Below are 26,965 nucleotides of genomic sequence, written 5' to 3'. Positions count from 1 at the left end.
TTGCACTCAATTATAAAGTCTGCAATTTTTCAAGCTCTGTTTATGTTCCTTTAGTACTGGAAGTTACTTTTCTAAATCAGTTTCATAACCACCAATTGCCAGCCCTCCCGGGCTGGCAATCACATCACATCCATATAAACATCCTATCTACAAATCCCCAAACAAATCCTTCTCATACATACCGTCCTCAATCATCCCCTTAAAGCTCTCCTTAACAGCCTCAACATCCTCCTTATACGTCATACCATACCAGGTATCATTCGTCCGGAGAACCTTAACCGTCATCTTCTTCTCATCCAGAAGTTCTCCTATAAATGTAGGAATAAGGAACTCTGCCTTAAGTGGATCAGTCGGAACCTCCGTCTCAAAGAACTCCGCAAATCCTGCCTCCAACATATCCAAGAATTCCAGTGTCAGTCCCCACATGTTCATGGACACCAGAGACTCCGTATCAATGGCTGTGCCGTCCGTCTCTGCACCGTCCACAGTCTTGACGATATTCTTGGTCTCCACCACCTCTGTCAGATTATTCTGATCGTCCATCTTGCAAATGCCTCTGGTCACACCACAATTATCAGACAATGTATTCTTAAGTACGAATCCAGCCATACATGACTGTCCTCCATTCACCAGATACTCATGAACCAACCTGAAGCCTTCCTTGCCATAATAATCATCTGCATTTATCACGACAAATGGTGTCTTCAGCACGGCTTTAGCTGCAAGCACGGCCTGTCCTGTTCCCCATGGCTTTGTTCTGTCTGTCGGCAGCTCCCCTGGAATATCCTCGATATTCTGGAATGCATAATCAACCGTAACGCCAGATTTCCCGCAAATGGCGGCAATCCGATCACCTATAACAGATCTAAATTCTCTCTCGATATCCTTGCGAATAATAAATACGACATGATTAAATCCTGCCTCTATGGCATCATGAATTGAATAATCCATGATAATGTGATTACCATCATCTACAGGCTCCAGCTGTTTTATTCCTGTTCCAAACCTTGAACCGATTCCTGCCGCCATTATAAGTAAAGTTGTCTCCATTTGTTTTCTCCTCATTAGTAAGTAATAAGTTTATGTTCATCTTTATTATCTACAAATAAACTCAAATAATGATATATACTATTTGTTACTATCGCAACTGCCCCAATTATTTAGTACAGCACAGGCATATTTAAATAAATATATTCATTTGCACCTGACACCTCAGACTGCCTATCACCAGATATTCGTGGACAGCCTTGAAGCCTTCTTTGCCATAGTAATCATCTGCATTGATCACAATGAACGGGGTATCAATCACATTTTTCGCTACAAGCACAGCCTGTCCAGTTCCCCCTCGGTTTTGTACGGCCTGCCTGAAGTTCTCCCGGAATATCGTTGATATCCTAGAAAGCATAGTCCACAGTTACATTATGAGAGGAGCAAATAGAGGCAATACGATTACCGATGACCTCTTTGAACTCCTCCTCGATATCCTTGCGAATAATAAAGACCACATGGTTGAAGCCTGCCTCAATCGCATCGTGAATCGAGTAATCCATGATGATATTGTTCACGTCATCAACTGGTTCCAACTGCTTGATTCCTATTCCGAAGCGGCTGCCGATTCCAGCAGCCATGATAAGTAATGTTGTGGTCATTTTTTCCTTTTTCCCTCTATTCTTTTTCTTTTAAACAATCCATTTCCCCACAAATGGAATCCTATTTACAATACTTGTAACAATATAGCCACATACAAAAATCATAGCAGAACAAAAAATGGTATTTATTGCCTGAAAAACTCCTTTTAGATGCCCTCAAATATTATTTTCTCGTAACGAAGCACTCCAGTATATCATCCACATTACTTGAAGTGATTTCTGTTTGGCAGTAATTTATATATGTATCAAAACTGGTGTGCTCAACTTTTGAAAAATCAATTATGCTCAGTTTATTTATAATATCCTCAGAAAATCTTTTCTTGATTACTTTATTACCAACATATATCGAATACGGCGGAACATCCTTTGTGACAATCGCTCTTGCACCAATAACACTACCTTTACCAATAGTTACTCCGGGCATAATAAGCGCATCATATCCAATCCAAACATCATCTTCTATGATAATGGAGTGATTCACGGGGTTATTAGTTTTTTGTTTATAAACTTTTGATTGAAAAGGATATGTAGATATCCTCTTGTAATTATGCTCGCCCCCCCCCATAAAAATAACCTTGGGTCCTATCGAACAGTAGTTTCCAATTTTAATACAAGAATCATCTGCCATTAAAATAGCAGTTATTCCTCCATAAGTACCTTTTCCAACTGAAACCTGAGCAAAGTTAAAAGCATTCACAATACTAGTTTCATTATGAACATTTCTTTTTCTCCACTCTTTTTTCTTTAGCCATAATTTTATTTTATCAAACATAAGTTCATCCCTCAAATAATTCCTTTAATATAAATTGAAATTTTTCTTTTTAACGAGCTATCATACTCTAAGCTTTTATCGTAGAATTTCTTATAATTATTTTTTCCCGATTTTTTCAATTCATTTCCCGCATCCTGTAACGCACTAGCCATAACATGCATCATTTTAGGGTATTTTTTCTGAAAAGATGGATGCTTCTGTAAAATTAAATCACAGGCTTTATAAAGTTTTTCAGGATTACTACTTATAGAATCATTTCCGATTTTATAATCAACCAGTCCATCATCAAGACAATAAATTCGATACTTTTCTGCAATTCTGACCAGCATTTCAAACTCCTGAAAGCGTGGCATCGAAGTATCAAATGGACATTTTTCAAATACTTCTTTTTTTGCTAATAGGCTTTGTGTCCCTATTCCAAACAAGTTTTCGACGGGATTCAAAAAGCCCTCACTTATTGAATCTGGCAATAGCTGAGTTTTTCCATTCGCATAATATTTGACAAGTTTACAAAAAACAAGATCTGCACCTGATGTTTCCATCACCTTTATCTGTTTTTCTAATTTGTCTTGATGCCAAATATCATCGCTATCATGAAAGGCAACAAGTTCTCCTTGCGAGAGCTCAACCCCCTTATTTCTAGCCGCACAAGCTCCTGCATTTTCTTGATAAAAATATTTTAATCTCGGATCCTCAATTTCACGAACCACTTTAGAAGTTTGATCAGTGGAGCCGTCATCAACAACAATTAACTCAATATCCTCATATGTTTGGCCTAAAACACTATTAATCGCTTCTTTTATAATATTTTCTCTGTTATAGGCTGGCATCACTACCGAAATCACACATAATCACCCCTTTACAACAATTTTCTTTACAAATCGTACTGCATCTTTAAAATAACGTGACATAAAATATGCCAGCAAATATAGAACATTAGGAATTATAACACAAATAACTGCATATATAATAAGCCCCAGAATTCCAGACACATTAACGAAGTTACAAATCTCATAAGTGACAAAGCAAACTATAATTGTAACCACTGCATAAAATACTTCGTCACGCATATAACGCAAAAAGCTTTTTCCTTTGAAATAATTATCAAATACAATCTTTGTACTCCAAGGAAAGCCAATAAATAGAATTGATATTGCTGTCGCAATAACAATTCCAAAAACGCCAAAATTTTTTACAAGGACATAATTCAACGCTATATTGGCAATTGCTTCAACAGACGCTCGGATTCGATCTTTCCACCAAAGGCCTGCGGCATCGGCATACTGACTTTTAATATCTCCAATTGTCCAAACATAAAAATATATGCAAATTGCAATCACGACATCAAATGAAAACATCGCCTTTTCTCCAACCCAAATTCTCATAAAAGGCTGAAAAAGGCAAAGCATACAAACCGTGCACCAACCGCATAGCCACTCATATATAAATGTAAACAAATTTAAATTCTTATAATTTTTTTCTACGCTTTCAATAGCAACGCTGTTACCAACACTCGCACTCATAGAAACCGTAAATACATCCAGGATTCCTCTTACTGAACTCATGACATAATAGTAGTTGCTATATATGCCAACTGGCGTTAACCCCAAAAACATAGATATGAAAATATTATCACATGAATTGCGTGTCACACCGCAAATTTTGTGAATAAGCAATCCCTTTGTTTTTTCAATAATATCTTCCTTATATTTCTTATCGAGCTTTCCGTGGCACTCAAATTGAGGATAATATTTTTTTGCCAGAAATTCACACAGCAAGTTATCCAGCAAAGACATCAACGGTAAAACCACAATAAAGATATAGTACTGCTTCAGGAGAAGCAATCCCACAATCTGGATAAAGCTACTGATGATTTTATTAATCATTGCAACTTTACTAATAATGTCCTGCCTTTGCACAGCTGAAAGCAAAGATTTTTTATAAGCAAATAAGAAATAGCTACAGGACGTATTAAGAAGATAAATTATATAAACAACATATATGTTAACATCGCTCGGACAAGATCCTGAAATCAAGTACTTCAGAAAAGGAATCAGTGCAACACCAATTATCAGCACAATACTACCAATGCAGCGATATATTTTTTTGTAGAACTGGAGCAATGCGCATACAACATCGTTATCATTCTCTGCCAGCGGCTTATACATGCTATAAACAATTGCACTAGAAAATCCCAGTTCCGCTAAGCTCAAGACTTGTAATATAGAAGAAAACAGTCCGTTTATGCCAACATATTCAACCCCCAACACATAAATCAAAACTGTTCTGGTAATAAACGGAAGGAGTATTGTAATGAACTTATTTACAATTCCCCATATAGCATTTCTCCTTGTATTTTTTATTCGATCACTCTTAAGACTCATTTATTTTATCCTTTCGCAAGCATGTCCCCAGTTCGTTATAAAACCGTCTTTATCCTGTTTACTGTAGGGAAACTTATAGGACTGTTTATGAATAATAGTATCTTTTGTAATTTTTTCAAAGAATTCAAGAGTATATCTTTTATTTCTCTCAACAAAAAGACTAAATACTTCCGGATTATTCTCAGGGATCAAATCTATTTCATGTTTCGCGCGTGAAAATTCATCATATGCAACTGCTATTAAATAATCAAACAAAAAATAATCTACAGCCACAGAATGCTTTCTCCAATATTCAATAAGTGCATCCAGAACAAATGAAACAATAATATCATCGGGCTCTGCTTTAAAAAAGTAGGTTGTCCATTTACCCTCTGATATTAATTTTCTCTGATTATATCCATCGGCTTTTTTCTTATTTGAATAAAAAGAACTCGCTCTTATACTTTCAGGAAGCTGATTTGTCATAAAAATTGTGGCATCCATCCAGACTCCTCCATATTTTTTTATTAGAGCCAGTCTTAAAATATCCGAAAAGTGCGCAAATCCTATTTCCTTACGATTAAATTTCTCTATAATTTCCTGTGGTAGTTCAACATAGTCCCAAACTGTCTCACTATTTAGTAAATGATATTCATAATATTTATTATTAATATATAGTCTTTGGCTTGCTATACACTCTTGAACTATTTGAGGTGCATTTTTTATGTCTTGCCACCATATCACCCATACATGTATCTTAGCATTATTTGTGATTTTACCGTCAAATACACAAGTATCTTTTTTATATTTGTCTACAGTTATCTGTACGTCCTTTTTAATTATCTTTAGTAAATAGTTCTTGTAAAATACTGTCTTATAACTGGTTACCATATCAACAATATTTAAAACCAAGATAATTAAACCAGTAAATAATCCAAATTCCTTTCTAACTTCCCCGTTGTTTTTCACCCAAGGATCATTAATAATAGAACTTAGTTTTCGTTTAATTCTATTTATTATTCGCACCCTATATTCCTCCATTTGTTAGCAATGGCTCTTGTCTATTAATCGATACTCTCTAATCCTGAAAAGCAAGCCATCAAAGTAAAATTACAATAAATCATAAATACATTTTGTTCCATCAGACCATCAACAACAAATAGCGCGGCTATAATCATCAAGATATACTCTCGTTGTTTTCCAATTTTCCTAAACAAGAGAACTACAGCTATCGCAAACAAAACAGTGACAATATATCCCCGATACAAAAGCAAGTTCAAATACGCCGAATCAAGTATCACAGACGACTTACCTGTCTGAGCTGAAACAACAGAACTTACAAACTCAATATCTGAACCAAACGGTTGAATTCCATACTGTTGATAAATATTGTATGCCGATGAAAAACGTGTTGCAAACGTCAAATCTGCTAATATTCCGTTTGATCCGACTTGCCCCATAGAATTCATTAAATAAATTGAAACTGCAAAAACAGCCACTATTGCCAATTTTAATAGGTTAATCAGCCTTTCTGCATTAACCTTTTTCATTACTTCATACAACAAATAAATTACAGCAAATGCTAATATTACAATTGAACTCGTCCTTGACGCCGTTAATATAAATACAATCACGCCAACTATTATATCAACACAAATCAGTTTAGCCGGTGATTTTCTTTTTCTATTCATATACAGCCATAGAAAAAGAGTCGTCATTACATAGGCTGCAAAATTGTTAGGATGTGAGGTTCCCATTGTATGTCCATACAATACGCCCGTTGCATATGTAAAGCGTATTTGATTATCATTGACAGCTCCAATTATTGTTGCAAGAATCAATAGCGCTACTGAAAAAAAAGCTGCTTTGTAGAATGCTCTTACGATTTCATCATAATCAATTCCTGGCGCCAATAGAATAAACGCGGCTGTATAAGCAAGTGCATTACTGTGTATTACGCTTGATGAATATAAAGTGCAGCTAATTATCAGCACAGTTATTAATTGATGCCATGTTCTCTTTTTTATAAACCCTAGCATGAATCGCACGCATAATAAGAAAGGAATAAAATATGTCAATATAATCTGTGCTGCATTTTTTAAAATGGAGAATGGATAGTTCCATTGTACTCCTAAAATTGTGTAATTTAGTAAAATGTACAGTACTAGAGCATACAAATACAATTGATTTGATGTAACTTTTCCAAATTCTCTGGTTGTCATGATTAAATTTCTCTTTCTTAGATATTCGATTCTTTCACAAATTACATAAATACAATAGTTGATTCACGCACTCTTAAATATCTTTCTTAATAAAAAGACAATATAAAAATATTAACCTCTATTATACTTTTCCATAGCATTTTGTAATTGCTCAAGATAAGCATAGCCATGCTTTTCGTCCGGTTCTAAATACGCTCCCTCTGCCCACTCATTCCAAGCATTAATAAAGACAAGCGGAAGATCATTCTTTTCTCTCATCTGGTTAAAGAGAGCCTTTGCGCAGTTTCCAAATTTCTCCGGATTTCCTCCTTTAAAAACAAAGCCATTTTTTCGCCTTGCAGTGTTATCCCAATCTGTAAACAACCCCTGCACAATCTTCTGGGAATGTGGGCCATTCAGGATATCTGCGCATTCTTTATCATAGCTAAAAATTGACAACGGCTTATCATTTCCGGCCACTTTTTTTCTACTCTTCACAAATGCATAGATTGGCTTTTCCAATTTAACTTTCTTCAGAATTCGATAAGCAATCTGGAGACGCCTAATTTTATTTAAATCTTTTTCTGCATACTGCTTTGAAAAGTATGGTTCAAATTTAACTTGATAATCGAAATCTCTATCATTGTAAGATGGTGAAAAATACCATCCCGAATTCTGGATCATTAAGCAAATCCGATTGAAGCCAAACTTTTTAATTTCCGACTGCCAATAAGTTACCATACGATGCAAATCAGGAATCTCTTCAGGTTTATAAATAAGAAAAACCGGATCGCCATTCAGGGTAATATATCGTTCATCTTTGAAAAACTGAACCATATAAAGCAAGTGCTTTTTCCAATCATCTTCTGTGCCGTAATCCTGCTCGGCAATAATCTCCTGATTACCGCCATCCCATCGCTTACTCCAGTTCTCATTTGCCCAAGACATGCAAAATGGGATATCAACATCTTTATTTTGCAACATTTGCTCTAGTGGTTTTTCAAGCAGCTTCTTTCCGTCTTTAAACCAGTAGTGATAGTAGCAAAAGCCAAACACACCATACTTCTTCGCCAAATTCGCCTGCCAAATTTTAACATCGTCATCTAGCAAGTTATAATAGTTTTCATTTAACGGAACTTTTGGCTGATAATGCCCCTCAAATAGCGGAGTAGCCTTTTTCGTATTTACCCATTCCGTGAATCCTTTTCCCCAAAATTTATCGTTTTCCGGAATGGCATGATACTGAGGTAAATAAAACGCAATTGTTTTAATTTTATTATTTGATAATATCTCTGCCATTTTTAGTTCTCACTTTCCAATTCATCGACGCATGATTTGATTGCATCTAAGTAACCGTACTGATTTTTCATATCAGGCTCTAAATATCCACCTTCTGACCATTCATTCCATGCAAAAATGAAAATATAGTCAGACTTGTATTCATCCCGTGCTCTTTTCAGCTGTTTTCCAAAATACTCTTTAAACTTTTCAGGTGTTGCCCCAGTCAAAACACGACCTTTTTCTTTATATCTCGGTGTATTATCCCAGTCCACAAATGCCCCTGGAATCATTCCCGGCTCTGCTTTTCTATTTAGAACTGTATTCCACACTTCGTCATACGATAATTTCTGCAGTTTTGCCTTTTTAGCAGACTTAAAGCTTTTCAAATGATCCCTTGCCCATGTCTGTACATTCTGCTTAATAACGCTCATCTGCTTCTGCATCCAAGAGCTCATATCATAAAACGCAAAGCCTGGCTGATATTCAATCTGGTATTTAAACATCGACTTATCGACGCTCTTCTCAGCATAAAAAGAAACATGCTGTGCTGCAAAAACCAGCCCGTCAAAGCCCTCTTCTTGAGCACGTTTATTATAATAAGCCAGTCTTGCACTCAGCTCTGTAATATACTGTGGACGATAAATCACAAAAAGCGGTTTATTACCCTCCTTTATGTATCTCTCGTCCTTAAAGAACGGAAGCAAATACTGGAAATGTCTCTCCCATTCTTCTTTATCACCGTACTCCTGCTTGATTAAGGTCTTTCGATCAGACTCAGTTTCCGCAGCCCAAGCATTTGTCCATGTTTCGTTTGCCCAGCAAAAGCAAAATGGCAAATCACAGTTTTTATCTTTCAGATAAATCTCCATCGGCTTTTCAAGAAGCATTTTGCTTCCAAACCAATAGTGGTAGCAGCAGAAACCGTATACGCCGTGTTCTTTTGCAATTTCAGTCTGCCACTCCAGAGTTTTCTCATTCAAAAGGTTATAATAATTATTGTTAAGCGGAATTCTTGGCTGGTTATGCCCCTCAAAAAGTGGTTTGGCAGCTTTCATGTTATTCCACTCAGTAAAGCCTTGTCCCCACCATTCATTATTTTCTGGCGTTTCATGGAACTGTGGCAGATAGAATGCAATTACTTTCATTTCTTCTTCCTTTACTTTTTAATCTTTGTAAGTAGCTTTTTAATCTTCAAATTTTTACTCAGGCCTGTGCTAACCATCACTCGTTTAACCTTATCCATAATGGCTTCTTTTTTAGAATATGGAATATACTTATCAATTAATTCTGTATATGAAAGTTTTCCATAATCACTCCAAAATTCTGCACGGGCCTTATTTTTTACTGCGGATTCGTAAATCATATCTCCGTCATTCTTATTCGTAACCGCTGTTTTCGTTTTTACAGCAGTTACTTGAGCCTCGATTTGTTTCCACAAATCAGTTGCCTTTTGTGTGCGAACATACACATTGGACAGCCCCATATCATCATCTTTAAAGTCATACTGTCCAGCTGACTTAAAAGAATCAAATAGTGTAAAATCACTCACACGATCTTCTTCTTTAAAACTGCAGGCATAGCAAGATGGCCGTGATGTAAACCCGGCAAACCATAATCTCGGATAAGATTTCACCAATCGTCTGCTGTGAATTAACTTTCCATTTGAAAAACGAACTGCGATCGTGGACAAGTGATGCCCTAAAACTTTGCTTCTAAAATATATATTCTGAATATCACTTTCGTATTTTTCTGAGAGTGCAGCCTTATAGTCTTCAAACAGCTTTGGCGATGGAACGCCATGACAAACCAAATCAAGGAGAATTAGATTTGCGTCTTCTCTATTAATATACGCTCTAAGTCCTGCTACTTGACAAGGCGTACCAGAAAACAAAACGATTCTATCCGCTTTTAAATACTTGTCCACCTGTTTAAATGTATCACCCAAATCGCTTTGCACATACTTGGACATTCTCAATTTTTCTAAATCTGCTTCGTGTTCTATAGCTGTATGTTTAACCCTAAGTTCTTCATCATATGCCGCACCAAAAACTACGCCATTTTTTTCCAAAACATAATGAGCTATGACGCTAAACAGACCACCTGACGCACTTGCCTCACGCTGATTCTTATCGTTATTTATAGCAATATATGAATCAACTACTGAATTTTTCTTTTGCTTATTCGTGATAGGACATGTCCTTACACATTTTCCGCATTCCACGCACCGATTTCTATCAATAACTGGATATTTAAATCCTTCCTCATCAGCGCACATTGATATTGCTTCTTTTGGACAACAGACCATACAAGCTGTACAGCCTGAGCAGTGCTCTTTCTCAACTAATTTAATCATTCCTGTGTACCCTTTAAGCATATTATTGCTCTTTCAAAATACTCTCGTGAACTTTTTCTAAAATCATTTAGCCTCTTATTAACATCAGACCAGTCCACTTGATATGCGAGTGCTGCTTCCGGGGTAATTGAGTTTTCAAACAAGCGGTTGGACAAACCAACGATTGAAAGAATATTTTTTACTCTCGAATTCATAGAGCTTTTCTGGCTATCTGAGAATCTCATAAATGTAAAGAAGTTCTTATTATACATTATCGAGAAAATCGTTCCATGAAAAGAATCCGTACATACATATGTAGCATACCTAATAAAATTGACAAACTCTTTTGGCCCAACTTCTAAATAGTCAATATCGCCAAAGTCATCATCACTTTTAATATACTCATCAATGTGTTTAACTGCTAGGATTTTGCAGCCCGTTTTCTGTGCTAATTTTTTTGCAAACTCTCGTTGGCTTGGATTATTGCCAATAAAGTAGCAGAAAATATACTTTTCACTCACAAACGGACAATCTCCACTAAGCTCATCCCATCTCTTCCGGTCTGTCAGCACAGTAGGATCACAACAGACTTCAGCCTTTTTCCTCGTCAATTTTTCGACAATCTCTGCCCCCTGTTCCTCTCTAACAGAGATCATATTGAATCGAGACAGGTATTCTTTTGTCTTCTTTACTTGGCTCGCAGGTATCTCTGATACACCAAAGCTCGAAGCGTATGTTACTTTAGGGCGACGAGAATCCACCCAAGTTAATGTATAATAATCTCCACCAAGTAACATTGGATTCCATACCTGATCGCTTCCCAAAATGAAAGCATCAAATTTCTTTGTGTAATCAATAAGCTGTTTTCTGCCGCTTAAGCACGGTGTAAATACAAAATTATCTTTCAGAAAATTCGAAAAAGCTCTATTTCTTCCAGAAATAATCGGTTTTAATTTGGGATTAGTCTTTCCTTCAATTACACGCCAGACATCTTTCATCTTTGCCATGAGGAGCGGCAGATTAAATATTCTAAGAGCTTGCTTGACAACATTACGCTTTTTATAATAGATTAATTCATTATCAACCCCTGCTGCAAACAACTCCTGCTGCAAGGCATATGCTTGCAATATACTTCCATAGTTATAGTTTCTCACAGAAACTAGACCAACTTTTTTCATCTTTCCGCCCTCTAGCTTTCTTAATTCTCCAAATACTTCTTTATATAAAAATCTTCTAAATATTCCGCCACATCATGCACGTCATATCCCGCAGCTCGAATTTTATCGATTTCAGCTTTTCTCTCCTGTTTCGTTACTTCAAGAATTTTTTTTGCCCATTCATCTGCAGAATCATCCAACGACATATAGTGAAATTGATTTGTTACCGCAGCTTCTTTTGGAATAACATCAGAGCCGACTACTGGCAAACCAGAACACTGTGCTTCTATTGCAACAATACCAAGACCTTCAAAAAGTGACGGAAACACAAAACAGTCCATCGCCTGATACAAGCTTGCAATATCTTTTCTAACCCCTAGGAAAATAACACGTTCTTCCAAACCATACTCTTGAACTTGTTCCTTTATTCTTTCAAACGTTTCTCCAGCACCAATCAACAACAAAACAGCATTATTTTCCAGATCAGCAATTTTCTTAAAAACATCTATTAAAAACTTATGATTTTTCTGTTCACAGAACCTTCCTGCATGACCAATGACTATTTTATCCTCAATACCGAGTTCTTTTCTCAGTCGATTTCTTTCATCTTCATTGTAAGCAAAATTATTTACAATGATTGCATTCTTCAGAACAGTAAACTTTTTATTTGCAAACATAAACTCACCCGCTTTTTGTGAACAAGCAAAGTAATCTGTTGCAAATACTTTATATCGTTTCAAGAGAAGTCCCTTAATTTTTCCCTTGAGTGTATCTTCTGTTGCTGAATTATGACTGTGTGCAACGCGTACAGGAACTCCATTCCTTTTTGCAGCCTTAAAATAAAATTGTCCTAAACTTTCCATGTGTCCATGAACAATCTTATATTCTGGATGCGCCTTAAAAAACGCATCCAAATCTTTCAAATATTTTATAAAATTGTTGTCATCGCGTACTGACAACTTATATATTCTTCCGCCCAAACTCCTGATTTCGTCATCATAAAAGTAATTTCCAGTATAATGGACAAGAAAATCAAACTGGACTTTAGTTCTATCTATATTTCTATAGATATTCATAATTAATGTTTCAAGTCCTCCTGCCTGCATATTAGGCACAATATGTAAAACTCTTATTGGTTCCTTTTCCATAATTGTCCTCAATCTATTATTATCGTAATAGCTTCAAATAAACAGCTTTACGTAATGTATTTGGTAGAACACATACAAATGCCTGTCCCAAACCACTAATGCAAAAATCTGTCAGCGACATATATCCTTTTTTGTGCTGGTTCCATTTAAAGTTCAATACTGTTCTTGCGTATTTTAATCCACCGCGTCTTTTAAAGAAATCCTCACTTGTTCTAATATAGTATAAGTTCTCTTGAATATTATAGCTACGCACTTTGTATTCCAGCACCATTCTAGCAAAAAGATCATAATCTTCATATAATGGAACAGAGTGATAGTTTCCACTTCTGATTACGGCACTTTTCTTGTACATTACTGTTGGATGCAGAATGGCACACCTACGACGCATAAATTTTGTGATTTCATTATGTGTTTCAGGCACTCGATGAACTGACACAATGTTGTCTTTTTCTCCGATAAATTCCGCCTCAAATGACCCAACCATCTCTAACTTTGAATCCTTTTCAAAGGCAGCAAGTTGTTTTTCACATCGAGTTTTTTCTGATACATCATCAGAATCCATTCTTGCAATCAGTTCATTTCTTGATGCGACTATGCCTTTTGCCAGTGCTGGTCCAAGTCCAAGATTCGTTTCATTTGAAATTATGGTAAACAAACCTGGATATTTTTGATTGTAATAGTCCACAACTGCATCCAGTTCCGTTGTTAATGGACCATCTTTAACAAGAATAAACTCATCAGGCGGAACCGTTTGATCGAGCATACTCTGAATGCTTAATTTTAAATACTCAGCCTTTTCTTTTATGTATACAGACATTAGAACTGTATATGGGGTATTTTTCATAGTTCTATCCTACCTTCTAGTTTATTCTGCTCACTTCAAATCAAAACTTGAAGGTATCCTTCAGTCCCAACCACTTCTGGTCCTTATCGCTCAGGTTCAGTGCAGTACCATCTTCCAGCGTGTAGCCCTCTGCACTTGCACTGCCCTTGTACTCACCTTTCAGTTCCGGCCACTCAATACCGATCTCCGGATCATTCCAAGCCATACCTCCCTCATCATTTGGATGCCAAAAGTCATTCACCTTATAACAGAACTCTGCCTCATCAGAAAGCACAAGGAAACCATGGGCGAATCCCTCAGGTATGAGGAACTGTTTCTTATTCTCAGCGGAAAGTCTTACACCATACCACTTACCATAAGTTTCCGAATTACTTCTAAGATCCACAGCCACATCGAACACTTCACCGCGCACAGCTCTTACAAGCTTACACTGCGGAAAGTTCTTCTGGAAATGAAGTCCTCTGAGAACCCCTTTGGTTGACATAGACTGGTTATCCTGTACAAACTTCACATCTATTCCAGTTTCCTTCATGTCTCTCTCATTATAAGTCTCCATGAAGTATCCTCTGCTGTCGCCATGAACTGCCGGCTCGATGACACACAGACCTTCTATACCACCTACATTCTTCTCAACCTTTATCTGTCCCATTGTATCTATACCTCTTATTTCTTTAATACTCTATTATGGAGCAGACGCATATAAGACGCTTGCGCGTAGCGTCTGCGTAATCATCAGGACTCCTCCCTCTAACGAGGGTCCCTCCTCATGATAAATCTTTAATATATCTGCTAAGCGCATCCTGCCATGTTGGAAGTGGCGTAAACCCTGCCTCTACAAGTTTCTTCTTGTCAAGTCTGCTATTATAAGGCCTTGCAGCCTTTGAAAGGCCATACTCCTCTGTAGTAACAGGAGTCACCTTTGTGCTGTATCCAGCCTGTCTATATATCTCACATGTGAAATCATACCAACTGATATATCCGCCTTCATTGGTGGCATGATAGTAGCCATACTTCTCAGTCTCATTCATATCCACAAGAAGCCTTGCAAGATCCAGCGTATAAGTAGGTGTTCCTATCTGGTCACATACTACTCTTACCTCATCATGAGTCTTACCTACAGAGAGCATTGTCTTGATGAAGTTCTTTCCATTGAGACCGAACACCCAGGCTATTCTCACTATGAAGTATTTATCAAGCAATTCAGATACCGCAAGCTCACCCTCAAGCTTTGTCTGTCCATACACATTGAGAGGAGCATAGTCCTTACAGTCCGGCTCCCATGGTATATCTCCCTGACCATCAAACACATAATCCGTACTGGTATATGTCATCTTACAGTCAAGTGATTTACATACCTCTGCAATATTTCTTGTTCCGCCAGCATTGATGGCACGAACCTTGTCTATATTCTCTTCATCTTCTGCAGCATCCACCGCAGTCCACGCCGCACAGTGGATAACCGCATCTGGCTTGATCTCTGTTATTATCTTTTCTACAGCAGCCTTATCAGTGATGTCGAGCTGCACATAATCAGCCTTAGTCACTGGTGAACCGTCATCCACGCCACTATATTCCGGCTGTATGTCAGAACCAACGCCTTCATATCCACGCTTCAGAAGTTCATTCATCACGTCATGTCCCAGCTGACCGCCAACGCCTGTTACAAAGAATTTCATCCTCTTACCCCTTATCTATTGCTATACATCTTCTCATAGTAGTTCTGGTACTCGCCTGATATGATGGTCTCCCACCACTCACGATTGTCCAGATACCACTGTATTGTCTTCTTGATTCCGTCCTCGAACTTCGTCTCTGGAAGCCAGCCGAGTTCATTGTGGATCTTTGTAGGGTCTATGGCATATCTCATGTCATGTCCCTTTCTATCTCCCACATGAGTTATAAGGCTTTCTGGCTTGCCAAGCTCCTTACAGATGATCTTCACTATATCTATATTCTTCTTCTCGTTGTGTCCGCCTACATTGTAGACCTCTCCCACTCGTCCCTTGTGGATGATAAGGTCTATCGCCTTACAGTGATCCTCCACATAGAGCCAGTCACGCACGTTTAATCCCTCCCCATATACTGGAAGAGGCTTATCTGCCAAAGCATTGGCTATCATAAGCGGTATAAGCTTCTCTGGGAAGTGATACGGACCATAGTTATTCGAACATCTACTGATAGTAACAGGAAGTCCATACGTTCTGTGATAAGCAAGAACGAGCAAATCCGCACCAGCCTTGGAGCTGCTGTATGGTGAACTTGTATGTATAGGAGTCTCCTCTGTGAAGAAGAGATCCGGTCTGTCAAGTGGAAGGTCTCCATATACTTCATCGGTACTTACCTGATGATATCTCTGTATACCATACTTTCTACATGCATCCATCAATGTAGCTGTTCCTATGATATTTGTCTGAAGGAATATCTCAGGATTCTCTATGGATCTGTCCACATGGGACTCAGCAGCGAAGTTCACTACCATATCTGGATGTTCCTCTTCGAACAGCTTATATACACCCTCTCTATCACATATATCAAGCTTTACAAATCTGAAGTTTGAGTTATCCATAACCGGCTCAAGGGTTGACAAATTGCCAGCATATGTCAGCTTGTCGAGACATATGATTCTGTAGCCCGGGTACTTCTTAAGCATGTGGAATACGAAGTTGCTTCCTATAAATCCTGCTCCACCTGTTACTATAATTGTCATAATTCTCCTCCTCGCATTTGCCTCTTACTTCTTTTTCTATATTTGTATATCAGCAAATGTTCAATGTATCTATAATTATTAGTGTCTTTATTCTAATAAAGATGCTCTTGGTATTTACCATCTAATACATCCTTAAGGTACTGTCCATACTGGTTCTTCTTCAGCACCTCATATACCTCAAGAACTTCTTCCCTGCTGATCCATCCATTCAGGTATGCTATCTCCTCAAGGCACGCTATCTTCCTGTGCTGATGCTGCTCCACCGTCTTTACAAAGTTGGTTGCATCCACCAGACTCTCATGTGTTCCTGTATCAAGCCATGTGAATCCCTGTCCGAGAAGCTCAACATTCAGATCACCGTTCTCCAGATATATCCTGTTCAGATCAGTGATCTCCAGTTCGCCTCTTGCAGATGGCTTAAGCCCTTTAGCATACTCCACAACTCTATTGTCATAGAAGTACAGTCCGGTCACACAATAGTTGCTCTTCGGCTTCTCCGGCTTCTCCTCTATGGATATGGCCTTGCCGTTCTCATCAAACTCAACTATGCCAAACCTCTCCGGGTCGTCCACATAATACCCAAACACTGTTGCGCCCTTGCCACCTTCAGCATTTACCACTGCTGCATTGAGTCTCTTCTTGAGTCCGTGACCTGCGAATATGTTATCTCCCAGCACCATCGCCACACTGTCGTCTCCGATGAAATCCGCACCTATGATGAATGCCTGGGCAAGCCCATCAGGTGACGACTGTACTGCGTATGACAGTTCTATGCCGAACTGATGTCCATCGCCTAGAAGCTCTTCAAATCTCGGCGTATCAGCAGGAGTTGAGATGATAAGAATCTCCCTAATTCCCGCATTCATAAGTACAGACAGTGGATAGTATATCATCGGTTTATCATATATTGGCAGGAGCTGCTTGCTCGTCACCATAGTCAGTGGGTACAATCTTGTGCCGGAGCCTCCGGCGAGTATTATTCCTTTCAATCTCATATCCTCCTCATTATCTATCTTCGTTAATGCCGTTGCCACACTCGCTGACGCGACTGCGACATATCGTCGGTGTCATTCCAGTATGCGCCTCCTACTTCGATCCTTCCCTACCAAGCACTACCTTGATAGTCTTAAGCACAATCTTCAGATCCAGTCCAAACGACCAATTCTCTATATACTCCGTATCCAGTCTCACGACCTCCTCGAAGTCCGTGATGTCGCTTCGGCCGCTCACCTGCCACATTCCGGTGATTCCTGGCTTTGTTGCAAGTCTGCTCTTGTGGTGCATCTCATACTGCTCCACCTCAGAGATGAGAGGTGGTCTTGTTCCAACCAGTGAGAGATCCCCTTTCAGCACATTGAAGAACTGTGGGAACTCGTCTATGGAGAAGTCTCTGATATACTGGCCGATTCCCTTCTTCCTGGTGCCGTCCGGCAGTATCTTGTTGCCTATGACTCTCGGGTCAAAGTCCATCTTGAACATCTTCGAATCGCTCATGGTGTTCTGCGCCATGAGTTCCTTCTTGCGCTCCTCAGCGTCCATGTACATGCTTCGGAACTTGTACATCTTGAATATCTTGCCATTCAGTCCCACTCTCTCCTGCTTGAAGAAGATCGGTCCCGGGGACTTAATGTATATGATAGGTCCTATGAATATGGTGAGGATGAGCGTGAATACGCTGCCCACCAGACCACCTATTATATCTGCCGTTCTCTTGAGCAACATCTGCTTTGGTGTTGCGTAGTTCATCATGGTCGTGACCACGGTCTCACCATTTATCTTCTGGATGAGCTGCTTGTCGCCGTGGGTCCTCACGATGGATGATATGCACATGTGAACTGTGATGCCACCCTCGATAAATGCGTCTATCAGCGTGTTCGCATATCCGTATGCTCCACGCACATCCACGTATATCTCGTCCACCCATGCGGTTCTCACATAATCAACTGCACTGTTGTAATCCGCCACCACCGGCACTTCCTGGATCTCCTGACCGATGAGATTGGCATCTATCACCATGACTCCTACTATATCAAACCCGGAGTAATTCTTCTCCTTGAGGCCTGCCACCACTTCATCTGCTACATGTCTGGTGGTCATGACCAGGAGCTTCTTGCCCTTGCCATGCTCTGCATATTTCTCAAGATGCTTCTTCCACAGGCTTCTCACCGCAAATGTGGCATACACATATATGGCCCACATGAGCAGGATGGTAGTTCTGGAATATATAGATGTATCCTTGAGGACAAATACATACAGAAGGAGCAGTGCAACTATCACGAAACCATTCTTGAAGCTGGATATGAATTCCTTGAAGTATCCTCTTCTGATGACGCCCTCATATGTATTCAGAAATATCATGGCTACTATATCCGCCAGCTCCGTGATGATAGCCAGCGCGAGATAGTCTCTGTTCGCATACGGATTTACCATGCCGTGTCTGATCTGGAATGCCACAAGAAATGACAATTGAAGTACTATAAGATCCAGCAGCATGAAGTCGAAGTGCTTCAGCCAGCCTTTTGCGCCTTTCTGATACATAATTTTCTCTCCTCATCCTCTGTCGTCAGGGTCATATTTGTGCCCGCATGACCCGGTCTGTTGATTCATACATGAAATGACTCAGCCCGTGTGATTGTCGGCTGAACCTTTTCATCTGTAAACCATGATACGCATTAAATGGCCTGTTATTTATCACCCACACTGGCGGCGCAGAACGTCCTGTGGCATGGACATTCGTTTTGCGCCACCGGCTAGGGCTTGGAACTATTTAACATAGCAGGATGATTATTTAACCTTGTAAATAATTGACTTGCTGTATGCCTTGTAGTTCTTTGTTGCAGCAACCTTAACAGTGATTCTTACCTTTGTGCCCTTCTTGACACCCTTACCAACAGTAATCTTGCCATTCTTAACCTTGACCTTCTTATTGGCTGACTTGTAAGTAACCTTTGCCTTTGCCTTAACACCAGATACAGTGATCTTCTTCTTAGAAGCATTTACCTTAACCTTAACAGACTTCTGAGCAGCCTTGTTAATTGTGTAGTAAATTGTCTTTGTACCCTTGTAGTTGTTGATACCCTTTACGGTAATCTTATACTTGCCAGCGTTCTTAGCCTTAGTTACACCAGTAATCTTGTAATCAGTACCTCTCTTGAGAACTGTGTTACCATACTTAACTGTAACCTTGGTTGTCTGATTCTTAGCATTGTATGTCTTTGCAGCAGCAGTAGCCTTGTAGCTCTGCTGTGCGTTAACTGTGTACTTAACTGTTGTATCGCCTGAATAGTTACCTATTCCCTTGATCTTAACTGTGTATGTACCAGCCTTTGTTGCCTTAAGGCTTCCTGAAACGACTTTGAAATCCTTGTTCAGGGTAAGTGTCTTACCGTTAACAACAATTGTTGTTGTCTGGCTCTTTGCATTGTATGTAAGCGACTTTGCTGTAGCAGACTTAACGTCTACCTTAGCTGGTGATGATGTAGCTGCAAATGCAACTGTTGGCACCATCATTGCGATACATACAACTATAGCCAAAAGCTTCTTTAAATTCTTCACAATAAATTCCTCCTTCCCAAAAAGTTCTATTGTATTGAATATATGATAAAACGCCCTGTACGCCACTATACATGGCGTTATATCCAAAGTGAATTATTTTGACGGGGTGCCGTCGCTGGAGGCTGCAGCCTCTTTGCCGTAAGTGCCATAACCATAGCCATACTGGCTATAGTATTTGCCATACTTGCCGTAATATTTCTTGTATGCTCTCCCCGTTGTCTGGGCTCTGTTGAGTATGACTCCAAGCAGCGTACAACCTACCTGGTCAAGCTGCTGGAATGACTGTTTGATGAGACTTCTTGATGTCTCACCTGCTCTGACTACCAGAGCTGCGCCATCGCACAGTGATGCGATCTGAGCGGCATCCGCCACACTGCCAAGCGGTGGCGAGTCTATAATGACATACCTATATGTCTCTGCCAGCTTGTCAAGAAGCTCTGCAAATCTAGCGTCCTCCAGAAGAGCCGATGGGTTCTCCAGAAGGTTCATACAAGGTACGATGTATGCATTTTCTACCTGTGTTTCATAGATGACATCCTCCATCTCAGACTGTCCCGAAAGGAAATATCCAAGATCAGGGAGCTTGTCAGCATCTTTTATGTGATGTCTGTCCTTTATGACTGACTTACGAAGATCCACATCCACCAGCACTGCAGGGAATCCTGCCTCGGCGAGCATCTTCCACAGATTGATCGCCACGCTGCTCTTGCCCTCATTTGGCATGCTGCTGGTTATGAGTATCTTTCTTGTGTTCTTACCACAGAACTTTATGTTGATCCTGAGACGGTTCATCGCCTCCTCCACTGCATATGGGAGTTCCTGAAACTCTATGTTAAGCTTCTTCATGCTCTGACCCTCTCTTTCCTGTTATGTTTCTTTCCAGGCTCTTCATCTGAATCGTCTGTTCTGAACTGGTCGCTCTCAGGTATTGTCGTGAGCGGTACTATTCCGAAATACTTCTCCATGTCGTCTGCTGAGTGGATCGTGTCATCCATCAGGTATCCCACAATGACGATCAGGCAGTAGATGAGTGCTCCAAGCAATGCACCTATGGCGGTGTACTTAAGGTAGCTTGGTCCGACCTTCTGGTCTGCTACCCTTGCAACCTGGGCTATGTTAGGTGCGCTTGTGCTCATGGTATCCGGTAGATACTCTATCGACACGTTTGCCAGTGTATTTGCAATGTCACATGCCTGCTGCTTATCAGTGCTTGTGACCGTGATCTTCAGGACTCGTGTGTCTGAAGGATTCTCAAGGGTTATCATCTTGGCAAGCCCCTCTGAGTCCATATCAAGGCCGAGCTTTTCGATGACCTGGTCGAGAACCGGATAGCTGAGTATCAGGTCTTCGTAATCCTTGGTAAGGGATGAACCGATGTTAAGGTCTTGGAGATTTACTATGGAATCATCTGATGCTGATACCACGTACAGCTTGGCTGTCGACTGGTATGTCGGCTTGATCAGGAAGTATGCAAATGCGTTGAACAGCACCGCACCGATCAGGAAGCACAGTATGATGTATGGGAGCTTCTCAAGAAGCGCCATTCCCATGTCCAGGAGATCGATCTCGTTTTCATCATCCTCTGTATTCTTGTATGTGTTCACTGCGGCTATCTGTGTGGTCTCATCCTGCACAGCAGCCATTTTCTTGTTGGAATTCATATATTCCCTCCATCCGTTTTTTGTATCTATATCCCCTGCATCAAATGTGTGATGCTAGTTATATTCCTTGTAGAACAGCTCTACGATCGCCTGCTGAAGGCTGTCCGCATCCGGCTCCACCTCGACAAATCCGAGATCATCTATGGTCTCTGTTCCTTCTATTGACACCGTTCCGGCGTCCTTATCCTTGAGAACAAGGAGTGCCAGCTTGGAGAATTTCTGTGAGCTGATATCTGTCACCATGTAATCTCCCAGGGCGTCATATATGGTCAGTGGATATGTGTTATCCTCGCTGCACTTTGCCGCCAGGTTATCCTTGAGTCCTGCCTTGTACACCTCCTGACGCTTCATTCGCTGGGTGTTGGATTCATCTCCCACATCGAATCTGTCATGGATAAAATGTACTGCCTGCTCATCGGTCAGTGTGATGGTCTCTCCCTGCTTCATGGTCTTATCCACCTTGGAGAAATCATCCTCTATGGTAACCGTGACTCCGCCAGCCAGATTGTTGATGGTTCCTATGGCCCCCATATTCACCGCTGCGTATCCATCTATCTTCTGGCCGCCAAGGAAGTTTGACACCGCCTTGACCACGTTCTCGCAGCTTATCTCCATTCCGTCACCATTCTCATGTGCCAGAGCAAGCTGTGCCGGGCTCGTTGCAACGTAGGTTCCGTCGGGATCCAGTGTATCCTGCTCCACTATGGTATTTCTGTCTATGCTCAGCGTCTTGTATGTTCCATCTGTCAGGTCTCTGACCATCAGCATGACCACATCGCATCGGCCTGCCCCCTCATAATCGGTGACTTTCTGAACCTTGCCCATGTTGTCGATTCCCATAAAAAGATATGTTTCTATATTCTTCTTGGGAACGTATTTGACTCCGTCCACCTCGATCATGCCTTCGACCGCCTGTGTGCCCGATGCATTGTGTGATGCATTTCCTTTTGTCGGTCTGAGTGCTATCGCCAGTGCAATGCATACGACCAGTATGGCTGCGATCACAAGTCCAAGCTTCTTGTATATTCTCTTTTTTTCTGATAGTGTTCTGTTCCTGTATGACATATGTATCACCTCGTCGGAATGTAATGTGCTATCTCAGAACGTTCAGCATAAGCAGGTCTGTTCCCGCTGTAGGCCACTTCTTCTCGCACACAATAAGACCACACAGTATTATGAACAGCACAATACTGATGATTATCGCTGTCTTCTTAGACATGTTGTTGTCCTCCATCTATCTGTTTATCTTTTACATGTTTCGTTGTTATTGCTGATTATGGGTGTATCTGATGTTCTTTCAGGAGCTTTGTTCCGTAGCTGTCCATGTTCTCCAGGAATTCATGTCCCAGCTTCTTCTCCAGCACCTCGCGGCCAAGCCACAAGTTCGGCACCCTGTGATGCATACCATGGCAGTCGCTTCCTATGATGTGTACCTGTCCTTTCTTGAACATCTTGAGCATTTTGCCCTTCTGTCTGAAATCCAGAAGTGTCGCCGCATTCACCTGCACCGTAACTGGCAGTTCAAGGATCTGTCTCACATATGGCTTGTTGCCTGGTATCTGTAAGAATCGCTCTATATGAGCTAGTATGATATGGAAATGTCTCTTCTCAATTAAGTCTCGTACTTCCTGCACTACCGAATTACTCCATGTCACAAACGGCATCTCCAGCAACATGATATCAGTTCCTTCTACTTTTAGTGCGTCCGTTTTCTCCGCTCTGCTTATTCCTGCAAAAAACGCGACCTCTGCCCCCATTATAATCTGCGGTATGTCCATATTCTCAGCCATGACTTTATCATATGCTTTCTGTCTTGAATCAATGAACCTCTCCACAGTATTTGAATCAGCATAAAAGTGCGGCGTCGCTATCATAGTATCCACGCCGTGCTCTTTGCACATCCGAAGCATGCCTATAGATGTCTCGACATTCCTGCTGCCGTCGTCTATACCCGGCAGTATGTGTGAATGAAAATCTATAACACCCATGTTCTCCTCCTGTTTTCTTTATAAAAAACTATAAATATTTATATAGGAAAATTCTTTATACATGCTCACACCCTAATTTAACAGTTTCTTCACAATTTTTCAATTCCATTTGCAATTTAAAATCGACAAAAATCCTCGTTGATTTTTTGCTTAACTATACAATTTGTATAAACCACTTTATTTTCTTAATCCAATTTCTTCCATAATAAAAAAATAAAAAAGCGGAATATGATATTTCATATCCCGCCGTGTCAATCTCTTCTTTATTCTATTATACATACATCTCCGAGCCGTTGCCCAGGCAGTATATTCCAAGCTGTCCGCCCTTGCCGCACCCGCAGTCGATGGCAACGTTGTTGTTCTTCTTAACGATCTTGCCCTCACCGCCGAGCTCTGTGGTTGGCACATGTCCAACGACGAGTGTTCTGTTCTTGTAATATGTCTTGTCCAGGTCTGCTGGCTCTGTGATGAAGTCCTCTGTGTCGTACTCATCCAGTTCCTTCTTCGGATCGAAGTTTCTTATTCCGGCGTGAACCAGCACAAATTTCTTTCTCGCCATCATCACTTCGAGGAACGCTTCCTCAGAAATCTCATCTATATACTCTATGACATCCTCACGCTCTTCATCGTCAAGCTGCAGGAACTCCTCCACCGCACCTGAGAGCTCTTCTCCAAGCATGGATGTTATCTTGTCTACCAGCATCTGTGGTGGCACCTCACCTGTGGACTGGATATGGTCATTCAGTGCCTTGAGTGCCTGTGTGATCTTGTACTCGTTCTCACCGACAACTGCGATGACATTATCTCTGCTCATCATATCCTGAAGTATCTTCATGGATCCGCCGCCTGCTCCGATTATATTGCCAAGGACATACAGGACATCCTCGCCCTCAAGAGTGCTGATGACTGCCTCCTCGTTCATGATGTCCTCTTCCTTTATATCGTCAAGGTTCTGAAACTTAAGTTTCTTGAGTGCTCTCTTGTACGCCTCATAATCCCCGTTAATTCCTGAAATAGCATAAAACATGTCTATCATCCTCCTAAGTCTTTTCCTTCTGCCGACTGTGAGCCTGTCCGTTCACGTCCTGACTATTATAACATATTTTCCATATCCTGTAGATATGTATGCGTATTTTTTGAGGGAGGTTTTTCGACGTTTTATGAGCGCCTGCCAAGCTCCCAGAATGCCACGGCACTGGCTGCAGCCACATTCAGGCTGTCCACTCCGTGATACATTGGTATCTTCACTGTGTAGTCGCTGGAATCTATGGTCTCTGTCTTGAGGCCTTCTCCCTCGGTTCCCAGTATTACTGCAAGTCTGTCGATCTGCTTCAGCTCCGGGTCGTGTATGTCTATCGTGTCATTTCTTAGCGCCATGGATGCCGTCCTGAAGCCCATACTGTGAAGTTGTTCCATCCCAAACTCCGGCCATATGCCATGATCTGCTTTATTGTGTGCAAGACCCAGGGTGTCAAATGTAATATATGTCCACGGTATCTGGAACACCGTTCCCATGCTGACCCTTGCCGCCCTCCTGTAGAGCGGGTCACTGCAGCCCGGCGTGAGCAGTACAGCATCCATCCCGAGTGCCGCCGCACTTCTAAATATCGCTCCCACATTTGTCGGGTTCATCACTTCCTCAAGCACCGCTATTCTGGCGGCATGTTCACACACGCTCTCAACAGACAGCAGCTCTGTCCTCCTCATGGCGCACAGCATCCCCCTTGTCAGGGCAAATCCCGTAAGCTTCGTGAGGACATCAAATGGCGCTGTGTATATCGGTATATCTCCGCACCGCTTTATTATATCCGCGCACTGTCCTTCCACGTGCCTGTCTTCCAATAGAATGGACACTGGCTCGTAACCCGCATCCAGTGCCCTCTCTATGACCTTTGGACTCTCAGCTATGAACAGCCCGGAAGCCGGTTCATATATATGCGCCAGTTGATTCTCTGACATGCGCGCATATATATCAAGCTCGGGTGCCGAAAGGTCGGTTATATTTATTATTCTCATATCTGTACCTTATCCAGTGCATTTTCAAGATCTGCTATTATGTCTTTTACATTCTCAATGCCCACCGACAGTCTCACAAGATCAGGACTTACTCCTGCCGCCAGAAGCTCCTCGTCATTCATCTGTCTGTGTGTAGCTGATGCAGGATGAAGAACGCATGTATGTGCATCCGCCACATGTGTTGCTATCATCGCAACCTTGAGTTCCTTCATGAAGGCCTCCGCAGCAGCTCTTCCTCCCTTGACGCCAAATGACACAACTCCACATGTGCCGTCCGGCATATACTTCTTAGCACGCTCGTAATACTTGCTGCTCTCAAGTCCAGGATAATTTACCCAGGCTATCTTATCGTGTGCCTCGAGGAACTTCGCAACCGCCAGTGCGTTCTCACAGTGACGTGGCATACGCACGTGAAGCGACTCCAGTCCAAGATTGAGCATGTACGAATTCATAGGTGCAGGTATCGGGCCGAGATCTCTCATAAGCTGTGCCACGATCTTGTTGATATATGCGCCGCCCTGGCCGAACTTCTCTGCGTATACCACTCCGTGATATGACTCATCAGGTGTGGTGAGTCCTGGGAACTTGTCTGCGTGTGCCATCCAGTCGAATTTGCCTGAATCCACGATCGCCCCACCCACGGTTGCATCATGTCCGTCCATGTACTTCGTGGTGGAGTGTGTGACTATGTCTGCGCCCCACTCTATAGGTCTGCAGTTGATCGGTGTGGCAAATGTGTTGTCCACGATGAGTGGTACTCCGTGTGCATGTGCCGCATTTGCAAATCTCTCTATATCGAATACTATGAGTGCCGGATTGGCTATGGTCTCGCCAAACACGGCCTTGGTGTTCGGTCTGAACGCTGCCTCAAGTTCCTCGTCCGAGCAGTCAGGATCCACAAATGTGAATTCCACACCCATTCTCTTCATGGTCACGGCAAAAAGGTTGAAGCTTCCTCCGTATATGGTGGATGATGCCACAACGTGATCTCCCACTCCGGCAATGTTGAATACCGAGAAGAATGTTGCTGCCTGTCCTGACGATGTGAGCACTGCTGCCGATCCCCCCTCCAGGGCACATATCTTGGCTGCCACATAGTCATTTGTCGGATTTGCAAGTCTGGTGTAGAAATATCCGCTCTCCTCAAGGTCAAACAGCTTACCCATATCCTCGCTCGTGTCGTACTTGAACGTTGTGCTCTGTACGATCGGTATCATTCTTGACTCCCCATTCTTAGGCTGGTATCCAGCCTGTATACACATAGTCTCTCTTTCCATTATCCTTTATACTC

Annotated in this window: 25 protein-coding genes and 2 pseudogenes; all 27 read right to left on the bottom strand. The window is 41.2% G+C overall.

All coding sequences use genetic code 11. The features are described 5' to 3' along the window. Positions 1-147 precede the first annotated feature (147 nt). The 27 genes and pseudogenes from DW159_RS10045 to DW159_RS09920 all read right to left on the bottom strand — a co-directional run bounded on the left by DW159_RS10045 (position 148) and on the right by DW159_RS09920 (position 26,951). Positions 148-1,050, bottom strand: coding sequence for a sugar phosphate nucleotidyltransferase (locus DW159_RS10045; RefSeq protein ID WP_117550457.1), 903 nt, complete (start codon positions 1,048-1,050; stop codon positions 148-150). A gap of 157 nt (positions 1,051-1,207) precedes the next feature. Next, a pseudogene (locus tag DW159_RS14215) lies at positions 1,208-1,649 on the bottom strand (sugar phosphate nucleotidyltransferase); the annotation flags it as partial. Positions 1,650-1,935: 286 nt separating this feature from the next. Further along, positions 1,936-2,112: pseudogene (locus tag DW159_RS14280) on the bottom strand (DapH/DapD/GlmU-related protein); the annotation flags it as partial. 320 nt (positions 2,113-2,432) lie between these two features. Next, positions 2,433-3,266 carry a glycosyltransferase family 2 protein gene (locus tag DW159_RS10030; RefSeq protein WP_117550453.1) on the bottom strand — a complete coding sequence of 278 codons (834 nt, stop codon included), beginning with the start codon at positions 3,264-3,266 and terminating at the stop codon, positions 2,433-2,435. Between the two features lie 6 nt (positions 3,267-3,272). After that, the gene (locus tag DW159_RS10025; RefSeq protein WP_117550451.1) at positions 3,273-4,805 is read right to left on the bottom strand and encodes a hypothetical protein; all 1,533 of its coding nucleotides are present in this window, start codon (positions 4,803-4,805) and stop codon (positions 3,273-3,275) included. After that, positions 4,806-5,810 (bottom strand): capsular polysaccharide synthesis protein, encoded by a 1,005-nt coding sequence (locus DW159_RS10020; RefSeq protein WP_158547601.1) that lies wholly within the window; start codon positions 5,808-5,810, stop codon positions 4,806-4,808. A gap of 38 nt (positions 5,811-5,848) precedes the next feature. Beyond that, positions 5,849-7,006 (bottom strand): hypothetical protein, encoded by a 1,158-nt coding sequence (locus DW159_RS10015; RefSeq protein ID WP_117550447.1) that lies wholly within the window; start codon positions 7,004-7,006, stop codon positions 5,849-5,851. A gap of 111 nt (positions 7,007-7,117) precedes the next feature. Next, a complete protein-coding gene (locus DW159_RS10010) occupies positions 7,118-8,284 on the bottom strand; it encodes a glycosyltransferase WbsX family protein (RefSeq protein WP_117550445.1) in 1,167 nt (388 codons plus the stop codon). Between the two features lie 2 nt (positions 8,285-8,286). Continuing rightward, complete coding sequence (locus DW159_RS10005; protein ID WP_117550443.1) at positions 8,287-9,411, bottom strand: glycosyltransferase WbsX family protein; 1,125 nt, start codon at positions 9,409-9,411, stop codon at positions 8,287-8,289. Positions 9,412-9,422: 11 nt separating this feature from the next. Further along, complete coding sequence (locus tag DW159_RS10000; RefSeq protein WP_158547600.1) at positions 9,423-10,619, bottom strand: Coenzyme F420 hydrogenase/dehydrogenase, beta subunit C-terminal domain; 1,197 nt, start codon at positions 10,617-10,619, stop codon at positions 9,423-9,425. Then, a complete protein-coding gene (locus DW159_RS09995) occupies positions 10,616-11,776 on the bottom strand; it encodes a polysaccharide pyruvyl transferase family protein (RefSeq protein ID WP_117550439.1) in 1,161 nt (386 codons plus the stop codon). The genes DW159_RS10000 and DW159_RS09995 overlap by 4 nt, the downstream gene beginning before the upstream one ends. A 20-nt stretch (positions 11,777-11,796) precedes the next feature. After that, positions 11,797-12,903: a glycosyltransferase family 1 protein gene (locus DW159_RS09990; RefSeq protein WP_117550437.1), complete on the bottom strand. Its 1,107-nt coding sequence runs from the start codon at positions 12,901-12,903 to the stop codon at positions 11,797-11,799. A gap of 19 nt (positions 12,904-12,922) precedes the next feature. Continuing rightward, positions 12,923-13,747 (bottom strand): glycosyltransferase, encoded by an 825-nt coding sequence (locus DW159_RS09985; protein WP_117550435.1) that lies wholly within the window; start codon positions 13,745-13,747, stop codon positions 12,923-12,925. Between the two features lie 40 nt (positions 13,748-13,787). Beyond that, the gene (gene rfbC / locus DW159_RS09980; RefSeq protein WP_117550433.1) at positions 13,788-14,396 is read right to left on the bottom strand and encodes a dTDP-4-dehydrorhamnose 3,5-epimerase; all 609 of its coding nucleotides are present in this window, start codon (positions 14,394-14,396) and stop codon (positions 13,788-13,790) included. Positions 14,397-14,511: 115 nt separating this feature from the next. After that, a complete protein-coding gene (gene rfbD, locus DW159_RS09975; RefSeq protein WP_117550431.1) occupies positions 14,512-15,423 on the bottom strand; it encodes a dTDP-4-dehydrorhamnose reductase in 912 nt (303 codons plus the stop codon). 11 nt (positions 15,424-15,434) lie between these two features. Further along, entirely contained in the window at positions 15,435-16,454 is a 1,020-nt protein-coding gene (gene rfbB, locus DW159_RS09970) for a dTDP-glucose 4,6-dehydratase (protein ID WP_117550429.1), read from the bottom strand. 92 nt (positions 16,455-16,546) lie between these two features. Next, positions 16,547-17,443, bottom strand: a complete 897-nt coding sequence (gene rfbA, locus DW159_RS09965; protein ID WP_117550428.1) for a glucose-1-phosphate thymidylyltransferase RfbA — start codon at positions 17,441-17,443, stop codon at positions 16,547-16,549. A gap of 97 nt (positions 17,444-17,540) precedes the next feature. Then, a complete protein-coding gene (locus tag DW159_RS09960) occupies positions 17,541-18,992 on the bottom strand; it encodes a sugar transferase (RefSeq protein WP_117550426.1) in 1,452 nt (483 codons plus the stop codon). A gap of 246 nt (positions 18,993-19,238) precedes the next feature. Further along, a complete protein-coding gene (locus tag DW159_RS09955) occupies positions 19,239-20,009 on the bottom strand; it encodes a hypothetical protein (RefSeq protein ID WP_022217119.1) in 771 nt (256 codons plus the stop codon). 93 nt (positions 20,010-20,102) lie between these two features. Continuing rightward, entirely contained in the window at positions 20,103-20,855 is a 753-nt protein-coding gene (locus tag DW159_RS09950; RefSeq protein ID WP_117550425.1) for a CpsD/CapB family tyrosine-protein kinase, read from the bottom strand. Then, entirely contained in the window at positions 20,852-21,670 is an 819-nt protein-coding gene (locus DW159_RS09945; protein WP_117550424.1) for a YveK family protein, read from the bottom strand. The genes DW159_RS09950 and DW159_RS09945 overlap by 4 nt, the downstream gene beginning before the upstream one ends. A gap of 54 nt (positions 21,671-21,724) precedes the next feature. Next, a complete protein-coding gene (locus tag DW159_RS09940) occupies positions 21,725-22,735 on the bottom strand; it encodes an LCP family protein (protein WP_117550422.1) in 1,011 nt (336 codons plus the stop codon). Positions 22,736-22,763: 28 nt separating this feature from the next. Further along, the gene (locus DW159_RS14040; protein ID WP_015534756.1) at positions 22,764-22,889 is read right to left on the bottom strand and encodes a hypothetical protein; all 126 of its coding nucleotides are present in this window, start codon (positions 22,887-22,889) and stop codon (positions 22,764-22,766) included. Between the two features lie 55 nt (positions 22,890-22,944). Beyond that, the gene (locus DW159_RS09935; protein ID WP_117550420.1) at positions 22,945-23,658 is read right to left on the bottom strand and encodes a CpsB/CapC family capsule biosynthesis tyrosine phosphatase; all 714 of its coding nucleotides are present in this window, start codon (positions 23,656-23,658) and stop codon (positions 22,945-22,947) included. A gap of 271 nt (positions 23,659-23,929) precedes the next feature. Then, positions 23,930-24,685: a hypothetical protein gene (locus tag DW159_RS09930; protein WP_015534754.1), complete on the bottom strand. Its 756-nt coding sequence runs from the start codon at positions 24,683-24,685 to the stop codon at positions 23,930-23,932. A 131-nt stretch (positions 24,686-24,816) separates the two neighbouring features. Beyond that, positions 24,817-25,674 carry a TrmH family RNA methyltransferase gene (locus tag DW159_RS09925; RefSeq protein ID WP_117550418.1) on the bottom strand — a complete coding sequence of 286 codons (858 nt, stop codon included), beginning with the start codon at positions 25,672-25,674 and terminating at the stop codon, positions 24,817-24,819. Then, a complete protein-coding gene (locus DW159_RS09920; RefSeq protein ID WP_015534752.1) occupies positions 25,671-26,951 on the bottom strand; it encodes an O-acetylhomoserine aminocarboxypropyltransferase/cysteine synthase family protein in 1,281 nt (426 codons plus the stop codon). The genes DW159_RS09925 and DW159_RS09920 overlap by 4 nt, the downstream gene beginning before the upstream one ends. Positions 26,952-26,965: the final 14 nt, after the last annotated feature.

The sequence above is a fragment of the Coprococcus sp. AM14-16 genome, assembly GCF_003434675.1.
Taxonomy (GTDB): Bacteria; Bacillota; Clostridia; order Lachnospirales; family Lachnospiraceae; genus Coprococcus; species Coprococcus aceti.
The sequence above is the reverse complement of the archived record's forward strand: the minus strand, read 5'-3'. Positions and strand labels throughout refer to the sequence as shown.